Source organism: Pseudoalteromonas mucoides (genome assembly GCF_049257175.1).
In the GTDB taxonomy this organism is placed as follows: Bacteria; Pseudomonadota; Gammaproteobacteria; order Enterobacterales; family Alteromonadaceae; genus Pseudoalteromonas.
Genome location: NZ_JBMMUC010000012.1, coordinates 1 through 13,428, shown reverse-complemented (window position 1 = coordinate 13,428; position 13,428 = coordinate 1). Strand labels below are relative to the sequence as shown.

Genomic DNA, 13,428 nt, shown 5'->3' with positions numbered 1-13,428 from the left:
TTATCCTTGCGCTAAAAGTTCGCTAAGTTCAATAAGAGCCGCATTGGCTCGTGAAATATAATTTGCCATTACTAATGAGTGATTTGCCACAAGTCCAAAACCACTACCATTTAAAATCATCGGACTCCAAACAGTTTCTTGGGTTGCCTCTAGCTCACGAATAATCTGTTGTAAGCTAACACGGGCATTTTTCTTTTCTAATACATCAGCAAAATCGTATTCTACAGCTTGCAAAAAATGTAATAAAGCCCAAGTTGCTCCTCGAGACTCATAAAAAACGTCATCAATTTCCCACCATGAGGTTTTAACTTGATTCTGTAGTGGGCTATAAGTTGCTTGATGAGCTTCTTTATCACCGGCTAAATCGGTATTTAATCTATCTTGGCCTACACTTGCGCTTAAACGTTGACTTAAACTACCCAAGCGTTTTTCAGCTTCTTTTAGCCAGCTGCGTAGGTTGTCTGCACGTGCGTAAAATTGGCTTTCACGATCATTTTGATCTGCAATTTGCGTGCGATAAGCAATTAAAAAATCAATACCTTTTTGGTATTCGCTCTCAGCACTCGGCCATGCCCATGCCTCTGAGCTAATATTAAATTGTGGCTGTGCTTTTTTCAGTGCTACATGTTCAGTTGACTGAGATTGAGAGCGGCTAAAATCTTTGCGCATAGATAAAGCAAGATCACGAGACATCTCTAACGCCCCATACTCCCAAGCTGGCATATTATCCATAAGTATACTCGGCGGCATCATATCATTAGATAAATAACCTCCAGGCTTATTTAACAATGTACTGGTTACGTTTATTAACGCCGATGTAGTGGTATAACCTGTAACAAGTTTTTCACCGCGTTGCTGGGCATCTTGCTTAGCTTGAGTTAACACATTTACTCGGCTAGGCTCTGCGCTCCAATAAACAGCTAATGCGTAAAACAAAATAAATATAAGTACAATTGCCCCAATAATTTTCCCTTTATGTTGTGACATTTAACCTCCTAATGATGCGTGTGATGCTGCTTAGATTGTGAAGCTTGCTCTACCTGACTTTCTAAAGAAACAACCTGAGCTTGAGTAAAAACTCGGTTTCCATCACTAAAATATAGCGTGAGTTTTAATTCTTGCCCGGCTTTTATTGCTTCGCTTGGCTCAAACGCCATCAAATGATATCCGCCAGGTTTAAAATCGAGTTGTTGATGTGCTTTGATTAATAATGTGTCGACTTTCTGCATTTTCATCATGCCATTAACATGAGCATGCTCATGAATTTCTACACGCCCTAAACCATCAATAGCGGCTTTTGTTAGCGTTACATCTGCATTACCATGATTAACAATACTTAGGTAACCTACCGTCGATTTGCTGGCTGGCAAGAAGACTCTTACCTGCGCATTATTTACAATGATCTCACTATCCTCATCATGGTGATGATCTGCGTGTGCTTTTACCATTGACGGAAATAGGCTCATTACTAAAAGAGCCGATGAAAGCAATGTGATTAGTGGCTTAAATGTCATCTCTATCCTTGTTATAAAAAATCATTTTATTGGCTAAATTTAGCATAATTGTGAAAAAATAGTCAGTAAAATTAGCAACACCAGCACAGTTCGTAAAAATTAAGCCGCTTTTTTATTATCTGCAATAAGCCAACACAAGCAGACTATAAGCAATAAAGGCCAAGCTATCATTACAGAGCCAAACAATAATGCTAAGACCACGCCCACCCCAACAATAATACCTGCACCTAATAACCCAGCACTTACCAGAGCTATCACAGCAATTACAGCTACAACAGACAGCAACGCACCAAATAATTCAATACCTACCCAGCTTAAATCAGCAATAATAAGCGGTAGTTGCCATGAATCAAACTGCACCACCTGAAATGGGCTATATATTATAAATACGATTATTAATAAGCAAATTGCAATTATTTTCATGACTCCCCCCACTACGCCTTAGTATCTAAGCAAAAATGTGCAGCCAAATAACCGCCACCAATAAATAATGGAAATTGAATAAAGAGCAGAATAGTCACTAACCGCGTCGCCCAGATAGGAAAGTCAAACCGACGTGCAAAACCACTACACACACCCGAAATTTTTTTATTCAACGCGTCTTTGTACCAATTCTTTTCATTGTTATAAGTATTCATCATATTATCTCCTAAGCTGTTTGCTTCATTTTTGCTTTTAATGCTGCAAATTCTTGCTCTAATGCTTCATCTTTAACGAGCGCATCGATTTGCACTGCTGTGCTACTTTGCGTTTTAGTCATATCATAAGCATCAACTTGTGACTCTATTGACTCAACACGGCGCTCAATAACATCAAAGCGGGATAGCGCATCTGCTATTTTTTCACTATTTAATTGATGATTAACACGCATTCTGGCATCAAGTAGGTTATGAACTTTTTGCAAGCTTGCCTGCTTTGCTTTTGCCTCAGTCAATTTACTTTGTAAACGCTGGGCATCGTCTTGAAGTTTCTTCAGTGAATCGGCTAATTTAACAAGCTCTAGCTCAATAGCTGCAAGCTCATCGCTTACATGTTGTTTTTCTTTTAATGCCGCAGTTGCAAGGTCATCCCTTCCTTTTGCCACAGCTAGCTCTGCTTTAGTTTGCCAGCTATCAATGCTAACTTGCTTTTGTGCTTGTTCACGCTTTAATGCCTTTTCTTCACATAAAATTACGGCTGCTGTTGAGCGACATTCATCAAGTGTTTGTTGCATTTGTTGAATAAGTAAGTTTAATAATTTTTCTGGATCTTCAGCTTTATCTAACGCCGAAACTAAGTTTGCTTGAATAAGATCTGTAACGCGGTTCATTATGCCCATGATTATCTCCTGTTGATGATGGGTGATTACAATAAGTAGATTCCAAGACTTATGCCAAGTTAATCAAAAACCCATAATAAAATTAAAAATCAACAAGTTAAAATATAATACAGATAAATTCAGATGACTTTTAGCTGAACATAAAAGTGTCAAATTGACGAAAAAATTAATATTTTGACTAAAATTTGAGATCAAAAAAGCCGCATTAAGCAGCTTTTTGACTCGGATGATGACGCTAATTAATTTGAATATAAATTAATTATTCAGGAACGAAACTTAATGCTTTATCCATTACTGACAAGTCCGCTTGTTTACCATGGCCATTTTCAGACAAGTGACGGCGAAAGCCTCGAGCGCCTGGTTGACCTTGAAAAATACCTAGCATGTGGCGTGCGATATGCCAAAAGTTTGCACCTTGTTGCATCTCTAACTCAATATAGTCATACATTGAACGTACTACATCATGGCGAGATAAAGTGAAAGGTTGCTCATTATAAATGGCTTCATCAACTTCGCTAAGAATAAACGGGTTACTATATGCCTCACGACCAATCATAATTCCATCAACGTGTTCAAGATGTGTTTGGCTATCAGCAATTGTTTTTACGCCACCATTTAAGCTTAAATGTAACTGAGGATAATCTTTTTTAAGTTGGTAAACACGTGGGTAATCAAGAGGAGGAACTTCACGATTTTCTTTAGGGCTTAGGCCATTTAGCCACGCTTTACGAGCATGAATGATAAAGTCATCACAGCCAACCTTGTGGCTAGCTTCAATCAACTGACATAAAAACTCATATGAATCTTGCTCATCTATACCTATGCGGGTTTTAACCGTTACTGGTATATTCACTTCGGCCTTCATTGCTGCAACGCACTCAGCTACAAGTTGCGGCTCACCCATTAAACACGCACCAAACCGTCCGTTTTGAACACGGTCAGACGGACAGCCAACATTCAGATTGACTTCATCATAACCACGTTCTGCTGCCAACTTAGCGCATTTAGCCAGCGCTTGGGGATCAGAGCCTCCCAATTGCAAAGCAACCGGATTTTCATGCTGATTAAAATGAAGATAATCACCACGACCAAACAAAATTGCGCCCGTAGTAACCATTTCTGTATAAAGCACTGTGTGCTTTGTCATTTTACGATGAAAAGTACGGCAGTGGCGATCTGTCCAATCAAGCATGGGGGCAACAGAAAAGCGTCTATTCAAAGTAAAATCCTTAGGCAGCAAAACAACATTAAAAGCGCTGCATTTTACACAAATAGCGCTAGCGCTTCAATGATAAGCTCTTCGTAAATAAGGGGAAGCTAAAATAACTGTTTATCTGTTTTCTTTTACTAGGTTTTCGTAGTTAATACCAGCAAGTTCAACGTCCATGAAATCAAGTTCATTAAAATTATCAAACTACAATCTAGATAAAATTAACCCCATACTCCGACTAATTATACTTGTTCCACTATCTCTTATTAATTTATGAACATGAGTCGCTAACCGCAATAAAAACAGGGACCGTACCTATTGGACCAATAACTGAAAAAAAGATAAATATCGCTAAAAATTAATTCAGAGCTAGACTTCCTAAAATAAAACTGTCTAATAAAAACGCTGCAACTACAACACAATATGTTAGTATATCGTGGTAGCGTAAGGATAAGAGCAGATGAATATAGAATCACTCGTTAGTAAAGCAAAACAAGTGTGTGACAATCGTGGTGCACGATTCACACCAATCCGTGAAAAAGTATTTCGCCTTCTAGCAAGTGCGCAAGGTGGTGTTGGTGCCTATGATTTATTAGAGAAATTAAAACTCACTGAATCTGGGGCAAAACCAGCGACTATTTACCGAGCTCTTGATTTTTTAGCCGAGCTGGGTTTTATTCACAAAATAGAAAGTACAAATGCATTTATGTTGTGCCATCATTTTGATCATATTCATCCGGTGCAACTTTTAATCTGTGATAGTTGTGGCTTTGTTAAAGAGCTTCATTCCACTGTTATATCACATGAGCTAAATAGCTTAGCCGGTGAAAGTGGCTTTGTTGTTTCAGGGCAAACTATTGAAGCACATGGTAGATGTGCATCTTGTATTGAATAGTTTTGTGCAGCGGTAAAAATAGCCGCTACACTTAAATGTATAATAACAGTGTAACTGTAAACCTTAAGGGATAATTTAAATATGAATGTAGAGTTCATCAATCCTTTTCTAGCATCATTATTAAATGTATTGAGCACCATGGCGCAAACAGAGTTAAAGCCAGGCAAGCCTAGAATTAAAAAAGATGAAATTGCCTGTGGTGATGTTTCAGGGCTAATCGGTATGGTTGGTCCGCAAACCAGAGGCTCATTCTCGATTACTTTTGACGAAAGTTTAGCGCTTACCATTATGGAACGAATGCTGGGTGAACGTCCTGACTCTGTCAATGAAGAAGTAACTGACATGGTTGGTGAAATTACCAATATGGTAACAGGTGGTGCAAAAAACCTACTTGGTGAAAAAGGCTATGACTTTGATATGGCAACACCTATTGTAGTCTCAGGTTCTGAGCATACTATTACCCACAAAAGTGAAGGTGCCAAAATATTAATCCCTTTCACTTCAGACTCAGGTAATGCAAATATCGAAGTTAGCTTTGATAAACTATGAGCTGGCTACAAAAAAGCATTAATTTGAAACCTCGCTCGCGAGGTTTTCATCTTATTGACGACGAAATCACTTCAAAACTTCCCGAATTAACCAATTATAAAATAGGTTTACTCCACCTATTTATACAACACACCTCTGCAAGTTTAACAATCAACGAAAATGCAGATCCCACCGTACGTATGGATATGGAAAGCCACTTCAATAAATTTGTACCTGAATGTCAATCTTACTATCGCCATGATTATGAAGGTGATGACGATATGCCAGCCCATATTAAGGCAAGCACCTTAGGCTGTGAATTATCGCTCCCTATTAACAATGGTCGCCTACAGCTCGGTACATGGCAAGGTGTTTACCTAGGTGAACATAGAGATCACGGCGGAAGCAGACGCATCATTGCTACTTTGCAAGGGCAACAGCGATAGTATTTAAAACATGCGATCACTAGAGTAAAAAGCAATAAAGTTGAGTAATATAGATTAAAATTTAAACCTTCACATTTTCCCCTTACTTTGCATATACAATCAGGTAAAAGTTTTTGCTTTTATTATGCAAGCAAGTTCCAGACCAGCGTATTATTATTGGCCGATAATAATTGAAGCGTCCAAAAACTATAATAAAAGCCTAATATAAGTAATAATCAGTTATAGACGCTTCTCAAATTGAAGGAACAGTGGCATGCTCGATTTTTGGTACAAAAAACTACCAAAACACCCAAAAGATCATAAAGACTTTTGGCGTACAAAGTTAATAGCTCACACTTTGTTATTGGCAAGCTGCTACTTTGTAATTTTAACTTTGCTGAATATCTTCTACTTTGCAAGTTACGATATTGCTTTATTTGATACTGTTGGCCTTTGTATTACATTAGCTGTTTATTCATGGTTTACTAAAACTGCTGATGTAGATATGGCTGCTTGGGCCGTGGCTATAATCATCGTTAGCTTAATTATGCTGTTTGTGATTTCAACCAGCGGTCGGGCCCACACTTTATTTTGGGCTACTTTAATCCCTCCTTTAACATTTTTTTTAGTAGGAAGAACTTGGGGCAGTGTTCTCAGTGGCATTGCTTTTTGTATTTGTGCTTATCTTACCTACAAACAACAACAGCAAGTCATTACTATAGGGCTCGGCTCTTTATTTAATGTGATTGAAGTGAGTGTTGCACATATTATAATTTTTAGATTTTACGAAAAAACTCGCTTTTCAGCTTACCAACATCTACAAGCTCGTAATATTGAAATTCAACATTTAGCCGAAACCGATAAGTTAACAGGGCTGTATAATCGACAAAAGTTTGATCAAACTTTATCGCTGTTATTAGCTGATAATAAAGACGCTACAACATCTAATAGCTTGCTAATTTGTGATATCGATCACTTTAAAAATATAAATGATACATATGGCCATCTAGCCGGAGATAATATTTTGAGTACGTTTGCCACTGTGCTCAAACACAAAATGCCAACCAATTCGTTAATTGCACGTTGGGGAGGAGAAGAGTTCACAGTTATTTTATCCAACACAACTCTAACTGATGCTGCAGCACTAGCTCATGAACTGAAAAAATATATTAGTGAGCAAAAATTTGAAGATTCATTTTTCACTATAAGTATAGGTTTAACAGAGCTACACTGCGATGATACTGTAAAAAGTTCTCTAGAAAGAGCTGACAGCGCACTCTTTACAGCTAAAAGCAATGGCCGTAACACCGTTTATTATAGTGATAACAATTTTAAAATTGTGGCCTACCCTAGCGCCTCGTAGGAGAGCGCTTTAGCGCCGATTGGCTTTAACGCACACCCAAAATCATCACGGCTGAAGCCATTCCCCAATTTCCTAACAATACTGCCCTGCTGCAAAGCCGCAGCTCCAAGCATACTGGAAATTATACCCGCCTAGCCAACCCGTTACGTCTGTTACTTCGCCAATAAAATACAAACTTTCAGCTTTTTTAGCCTCAAAGGTTTTTGAACTAAGTTCATCAGTATCTACTCCGCCCAAAGTAACTTCTGCGGTCCGATATCCCTCAGTGCCATTTGGTTTGATTTGCCAATTATGAATATACTGAGCTAGTTCATCTATTTGGCTATGAGTGAGCTGATTAACATTACAATCAGGGATTGCTTTACTGTCATGTAAAATTTCAATAAACCGTTTTGGTAAAATAGCCGACAAACTATTTTTCAATGACTTTTGCGCTTGAGTTTCTCGCCATTGTGCTAGCAGCTCTTTTAAATCAACGTCAGGCAATAAGTTAATTGTTACCGCCTGTCCCGCTCGCCAAAATGAACTTATTTGTAAAATGGCTGGGCCCGATAAACCTCGATGAGTAAAGAGTATGTTCTCTTTGAAACTCGTGCCATCTTCACTACTCACCACACAGGGAATACTAATACCAGACAAGCCATCAAAGCGCTCTTTATCGTGTTGGTGCAATGTAAATGGCACAAGTGCGGCCATTGTAGGTAAAACGTTCAAACCAAACTGCTCAGCAATTTTATAGCCTATGGGACTAGCGCCCAGTTTTGGCATGGTTAAGCCGCCAGCAGCAACCACTAGAGATTCACAATCGTAAGCGTTTTGCTCAGTGGTTACTCGGTAGCCACTATCTGTTCTTTCAACATTTAATACTTCATTACGAAGCGCTATATTAACACCCGCCCACTCGCATTCAGTAAGCAAAATATCAACAATATCTTGAGCGCTGTTATCACAAAATAACTGACCTAGCGTTTTATGATGATAAGCCAAACCATGACGGTCAACCAACTCAATAAAATCATGCTGGGTATAACGACTTAGACACGATTTTACAAAATGAGGGTTACCACATAAATAGTTCTCAGGACTCGCATTTTCGTTAGTAAAATTGCAGCGTCCACCACCGCTAATGAGAATTTTACGACCCGGCTTTTTGCCCATATCAAGTACTGTAACGCTTCGGCCACGGTAGCCAGCTTGCGCTGCACACATTAATCCAGCGGCTCCGGCGCCAATCACTATTACATCAACTTGGGTCATTTAATTATCTCGAGCAAAATTTTCTAGATTATAACAAATTTAGAGCAATACCATGAGTTGAATTTAATTACTGTGTTATTCGCAATAAAATAAACAAATAACTATCAACACACCAAAAGCCAGCACTTTGTAACTAACACCCAATAAAAAACAACAACTAAATGCTCATTTAGCCATATAAGCATCTCTATATAACCAAATTCGAGATAATCATAATAAAACGTTATTTTAACTATTTTAACAGATCATTTACTTTTGTTCCCCTTCACGATAATTCATTGCGAAGAAAAACCATAACAATCTAGGGATAATTATGACAACTACAACAGGTTTCAAAAAATGTGCGATAGCACTTACATTAGGCACACTCTTTAGCGCAACCACCAGTATGGCAAATCCAAGTCAAGCAATTATGCCATCAATGGCTGAAACAGCGGCAAAACTTCAAGGCCAAGACCCTTTAGGTACTCGCTTTATTATTAAATATAAAAACAATAGTAGCGAAATGGCAACACTTTCTACCGCAGATACCAGCCCACAAATAATGAATAAGAAAGCACAGGGCTTTGTTAAAAACTTTACCAGTAAAAAAGGCAAAGTTAAGGCGCAGTATATACGTGCAATGGCCTTGAGTAATCACCATGTTATGCGTGCCGAGAAAAAGCTAAGTCCTGATGAAGCACAAGAATATATGCAAGAAGTTATTGCTTCAGGCAATGTTGAATATATTGAAATTGACCAAATGCTAAAACCATTCGCCACGCCTAATGATCCAATGTATGCCGATCAATGGCATTACTATGAGCAAGCTGGCGGCTTAAACCTACCAACAGCCTGGGATACCGCAACAGGTGCAGGCGTCACTGTTGCTGTACTTGATACTGGTTATCGTCCACATATTGATTTAAACGGTAATATTCTACCGGGTTACGATATGATTTCAGATACCTTTGTTGCCAATGATGGTGGGGCACGTGATAACGATGCTCGCGACCCAGGTGATGCGATTAGCGCAAATGAATGTGGCTACACTCATGGTGCACAAAGCTCTAGTTGGCATGGTACGCATGTGGCAGGTACTGTTGCAGCTGTTTCTAATAATGGCGAAGGTGTTGCTGGTGTCGCTTATGACGCCAAAGTAGTACCTGTACGTGTACTGGGTAAATGCGGCGGCTTAACATCAGATATCGCTGACGGGATTATTTGGGCATCCGGTGGCTCAGTTTCTGGCATCCCAAGCAATGCAAACCCTGCTGATGTCATTAATATGAGTTTAGGCGGCAGTGGTTCGTGTAGCTCAACAACACAATCTGCAATTAACCAAGCTCGTGGAAATGGCACTGTCATAGTCATTGCTGCAGGTAACGATAACGATAACTCAGCTAACTACAACCCCGGTAACTGTAGCGGCGTAGTAAACGTTGCATCTGTTGGCCGTAATGGTGGCCGTGCGTACTACTCCAACTACGGTAGTAATATTGATGTTGCAGCTCCTGGAGGCGCACAAAGCTTTGCAAATGATTCTGAAGGCGTACTTTCAACACATAACTCTGGTTCATCAAGTCCTTCAAGTGATAGCTATCACTATTCACAAGGTACATCGATGGCCGCGCCACATGTTGCTGGTGTTGCAGCGCTAATTAAGCAAGCTAAACCATCTGCTACACCTGATGAAGTCGAAAGTATTTTGAAATCAACTACACGCTCATTTGCAGCAACATGTACGAGCTGTGGTACGGGTATTGTTGATGCCGCAGCAGCGGTGGCAGCTGCCAGTGGTGGTACTCCTCCTGTTGGCAACAATGAGCTTCTTGATGGCCAAGCACAAACTGGTTTAAGCGGTGCAGCAAGCAGTGAAGTCTTTTACACAATGACCATACCAAGTGGTGCAAGCAATGTGACGTTCACAATGAGTGGTGGCACGGGTGATGCAGATTTATATGTGCGTGCAGGCAATGCACCAACCACTTCAACCTACGATTGCCGTCCTTATAAAGGCGGTAATAGTGAAGAGTGCTCTATCGATAGTCCAACAGCTGGTACTTATCATGTAATGCTGCGAGGCTATTCTGCTTATTCTGGTGTTAGCTTAGTTGGTAATTTAACAACTACCGGTGGTGGTTCAGGCAGCCCACAAGCAGGCGGTGGTACTGTTGAAAACGTATCTGCTAATGCAGGGCAGTGGAAGCACTATACTCTTGATGTACCTGCGGGTATGGCAAGCTTTACTGTGACTACTTCTGGTGGTACAGGCGATGCCGATTTATTTGTTAAGTTTGGTAGCCAACCGAGTGCATCAAGTTACGATTGCCGCCCTTATAAAAATGGCAATGCAGAAACCTGCACATTTAGCAATCCACAGGCCGGAACATGGCATATGAGCGTTAACGCTTATAGAACATTCTCTGGCCTTACCCTTGATGCTCAATACCAACCATAAATAAAGCGAGAGCGGCTTTAAAGTCGCTCTGACATAACCAGTTTCCCCTGGTGATTTTTAGCCGAGTTTTTTCTCGGCTTTTTTATTAAAGTGTATTTAATACCGCTTCTGCGCGGCTCACAATAAATTCTTTACCCTGCTCAACATATAAGCCTATCACCGTTTGGTCGTCAATAACCATGGCGTAACGTATCGAGCGCACACCACCAAAGCCAGCACTATCTTTATCTAATCCTAGCGCTTTGGTAAAACTAGCATCACCATCAGCAAGCATATTTATTTCTTGTGCGTTATGTTGTTCACCCCACGCCTTCATAACAAAAGCATCGTTCACTGAAACACAATAAATAGCATCAATGCCCTTCGCTTTGATTTTATCTGCAAACGTAACAAATTCAGGCAAGTGTGCATTTGAACAAGTTGGCGTAAACGCACCGGGTACTGCAAATAAAACCACCTTTTTATCTGCAAAAAGATCTTCGTTTGTAAGTGTCTGCATTCCGTCATCAGTCAATTTAGTTAAACTTACAGCTGGTAAGTTTTGGCCTTGAGTAATCATTTCATTTCCTTAGCTTTAGTGTGAGTAGTCAGTGTAAAGCGCAAATAATAACAATGCGATGAATTTCAATAAATTAAAATAACGTGCTTTATAGCTAAAGCAAAAATTTCGTTTTTAACAATAAAAACTAGTGATCCCCCCTATTACTGCTAAAATTGCAACCTGAAATAATAGTTTAAAGTTCTTCAGCGTTTACATAAGGAACCAAACGTGAAAATAATTTTTCCCCTAACCCTACTTGCACTTAGTTCATCAGCCGCGTTTGCAGCATCTGATACTCGCTCTCATGCAATGGGCGGTACATCAGTGGCGTCATCTAATTACTTATCAGCAAGTATTGCCAACCCCTCTTTGCTCCAAAAAACGGTAAAAGAAAACGATGATTTTGGTATTTTACTACCGAGCGTAAACTTTCAGATCCAAGATCAAGATGAACTCTTTGACTCTATAGACGACTTCCAAGATAGCTTTGAAAACTTGTCAGACTTACTAGAGCAAAATAATTATCAAAACGGTGGAGTTTCTGAAGATGAGTTAAAGCGGGCACGTGCTGAAGTTGCAGCTAATTTAGCTCGTTTGAATGGGCAAGCCTTTATCGAAGGCAATATTGCAGCTGCAACAGCTATTCCTACGCAGGCCGGTGGTTTTTCGCTTTTTGTAAATGCTGACTTTGATTTAGTTGCTAACGTAATGATTGATGATAACGATTTAGTTGTTATCGCCAATGCAGATACTCCTGATGAGCTTGAAAGTATCGACTCAGAGACACAATTTGTGGGAGCCTCTATTACTGATGCTGGTTTTTCTTATAGCAATCAATATAGTATTTCAGAGCAAATTATATATTGGAGCGTTACACCTAAGTTTCAACAGGTTGATACGTTTAACTATGTTGTAAGTGTTGATGAATTTGATGAAGATGATTTTGATGCAAACGATTACACTAATTCAGATAGCCAGTTTAATATCGACTTTGGTTTAGCAACAGAGTTAATGGAAAACGTTACTCTAGGCTTTACTGCAAGCAACTTGATAGAAAACGAGTTTAAAGCAATTACCCATAGAGGACTCACTCCTATTTATACTGTGGGCCCTGAGTTTAAATTAGGTGTTGCTTACGCAAATGACACAGTGACATTTGCAGCAGACGTTGACCTTAATGCTGCGGAGCGTTTGAGTCTTGAAGAAAAAAGTCAATATGCCCGAGTAGGTCTAGAACTAAATGGCTTTGACTGGGTGCAACTTCGCGCAGGTTATTCTCATGACTTTAAAGGCGAGCAGGATGACTTTGTGAGTGTCGGCTTTGGCTTCTCACCATTTGGTACAGTTCGTTTAGATGTAACAGCACAAAAAGCCAATGATAATGAACTTGGCGCTGGTATACAGTTAGCATTCACTATTTAATAACAGATGGCCTGCATAGGCTCATAGAAGTAAAAAGCTACACAAATAGAAAAGAATGAGTTTTTATCGGTAGACATAAACCTTGTTCTTTACCTATTAAACACTGCCGCACACGACCCTCGATGTAAAAAGTCATTAAAAACTCTTTTTACATCGAGCATGTATAAACGCTTTAGCACACCGAGTAATCATAAGTATTAAGATTGATATTATGAGTTTGTAGGTTACTTATAAAGAGTCCGAGTTTTCAAGATTGAAATACAGGCTATTAAACTGTTTTAAAAGTGAATATTGGCCCTGAGAGGGAGTGGCGTTCTTTTCTCCGTGGGTATCAAATACTCAACCCACGCTACGGTGTATAGGTTGACGCTGTGCAACTCGCTAGCTTTACTCTCGCTAGCTTTACTCTCGCTAACTCGCTTGCTATTTCACTTTCCCACAGACGTAAAAAAGCCCAACTCAATGAGTCGGGCTTTCTTGTATTTGGAGCCATGGTGCGCTACGCAGTAGGATGA

At 39.6% G+C, this 13,428-nt stretch carries 14 protein-coding genes and 1 pseudogene; 6 read left to right on the top strand and 9 right to left on the bottom strand.

Annotated elements, in window-relative coordinates; translation table 11 throughout:
* The 7 genes and pseudogenes from AAEU30_RS13680 to AAEU30_RS13650 form a co-directional block, all read right to left on the bottom strand.
* Nucleotides 1-987, bottom strand: a complete 987-nt coding sequence (locus AAEU30_RS13680) for a DUF2333 family protein (protein ID WP_421960967.1) — start codon at nucleotides 985-987, stop codon at nucleotides 1-3.
* An 8-nt stretch (nucleotides 988-995) separates the two neighbouring features.
* On the bottom strand, nucleotides 996-1,514 hold the full coding sequence (locus AAEU30_RS13675) for a copper chaperone PCu(A)C (RefSeq protein WP_421960966.1): 519 nt from the start codon (nucleotides 1,512-1,514) through the stop codon (nucleotides 996-998).
* A 99-nt stretch (nucleotides 1,515-1,613) separates the two neighbouring features.
* Complete coding sequence (locus tag AAEU30_RS13670) at nucleotides 1,614-1,937, bottom strand: hypothetical protein (RefSeq protein WP_421960965.1); 324 nt, start codon at nucleotides 1,935-1,937, stop codon at nucleotides 1,614-1,616.
* Between the two features lie 11 nt (nucleotides 1,938-1,948).
* The gene (locus AAEU30_RS13665) at nucleotides 1,949-2,152 is read right to left on the bottom strand and encodes a PspC domain-containing protein (protein WP_421961089.1); all 204 of its coding nucleotides are present in this window, start codon (nucleotides 2,150-2,152) and stop codon (nucleotides 1,949-1,951) included.
* A gap of 11 nt (nucleotides 2,153-2,163) precedes the next feature.
* Nucleotides 2,164-2,832, bottom strand: coding sequence for a PspA/IM30 family protein (locus tag AAEU30_RS13660; RefSeq protein WP_421960964.1), 669 nt, complete (start codon nucleotides 2,830-2,832; stop codon nucleotides 2,164-2,166).
* 259 nt (nucleotides 2,833-3,091) lie between these two features.
* Nucleotides 3,092-4,024 carry a tRNA dihydrouridine(20/20a) synthase DusA gene (gene dusA, locus AAEU30_RS13655; RefSeq protein WP_421961088.1) on the bottom strand — a complete coding sequence of 311 codons (933 nt, stop codon included), beginning with the start codon at nucleotides 4,022-4,024 and terminating at the stop codon, nucleotides 3,092-3,094.
* Nucleotides 4,025-4,255: 231 nt separating this feature from the next.
* Nucleotides 4,256-4,348: pseudogene (locus AAEU30_RS13650) on the bottom strand (MarC family protein); the annotation flags it as partial.
* A 154-nt stretch (nucleotides 4,349-4,502) separates the two neighbouring features.
* On the opposite strand from AAEU30_RS13650, the gene AAEU30_RS13645 reads away from it, so the two are divergent.
* From AAEU30_RS13645 to AAEU30_RS13630, 4 genes are all read left to right on the top strand, one after another.
* Entirely contained in the window at nucleotides 4,503-4,937 is a 435-nt protein-coding gene (locus tag AAEU30_RS13645) for a transcriptional repressor (RefSeq protein ID WP_421960963.1), read from the top strand.
* Nucleotides 4,938-5,018: 81 nt separating this feature from the next.
* The gene (locus tag AAEU30_RS13640) at nucleotides 5,019-5,486 is read left to right on the top strand and encodes a chemotaxis protein CheX (protein WP_087531175.1); all 468 of its coding nucleotides are present in this window, start codon (nucleotides 5,019-5,021) and stop codon (nucleotides 5,484-5,486) included.
* Nucleotides 5,483-5,911, top strand: a complete 429-nt coding sequence (locus AAEU30_RS13635) for a secondary thiamine-phosphate synthase enzyme YjbQ (protein WP_421960962.1) — start codon at nucleotides 5,483-5,485, stop codon at nucleotides 5,909-5,911. Before AAEU30_RS13640 ends, AAEU30_RS13635 begins: the two co-directional genes overlap by 4 nt.
* Nucleotides 5,912-6,164: 253 nt before the next feature.
* Complete coding sequence (locus AAEU30_RS13630) at nucleotides 6,165-7,253, top strand: GGDEF domain-containing protein (protein WP_421960961.1); 1,089 nt, start codon at nucleotides 6,165-6,167, stop codon at nucleotides 7,251-7,253.
* A gap of 72 nt (nucleotides 7,254-7,325) precedes the next feature.
* Here AAEU30_RS13630 and AAEU30_RS13625 read toward each other — a convergent pair whose 3' ends face one another.
* Nucleotides 7,326-8,510 (bottom strand): BaiN/RdsA family NAD(P)/FAD-dependent oxidoreductase, encoded by a 1,185-nt coding sequence (locus AAEU30_RS13625; protein ID WP_421960960.1) that lies wholly within the window; start codon nucleotides 8,508-8,510, stop codon nucleotides 7,326-7,328.
* Nucleotides 8,511-8,823: 313 nt separating this feature from the next.
* Here AAEU30_RS13625 and AAEU30_RS13620 point away from each other — a divergent pair, with 313 nt between their 5' ends.
* Nucleotides 8,824-10,950, top strand: a complete 2,127-nt coding sequence (locus AAEU30_RS13620; RefSeq protein ID WP_421960959.1) for a S8 family peptidase — start codon at nucleotides 8,824-8,826, stop codon at nucleotides 10,948-10,950.
* An 85-nt stretch (nucleotides 10,951-11,035) separates the two neighbouring features.
* Here the strand turns inward: AAEU30_RS13620 and AAEU30_RS13615 are convergent, their stop codons facing one another.
* Complete coding sequence (locus tag AAEU30_RS13615) at nucleotides 11,036-11,509, bottom strand: peroxiredoxin (protein ID WP_421960958.1); 474 nt, start codon at nucleotides 11,507-11,509, stop codon at nucleotides 11,036-11,038.
* A 210-nt stretch (nucleotides 11,510-11,719) separates the two neighbouring features.
* On the opposite strand from AAEU30_RS13615, the gene traF reads away from it, so the two are divergent.
* Nucleotides 11,720-12,913: a conjugal transfer protein TraF gene (traF, locus tag AAEU30_RS13610; RefSeq protein WP_421960957.1), complete on the top strand. Its 1,194-nt coding sequence runs from the start codon at nucleotides 11,720-11,722 to the stop codon at nucleotides 12,911-12,913.
* Nucleotides 12,914-13,428 lie beyond the last annotated feature (515 nt).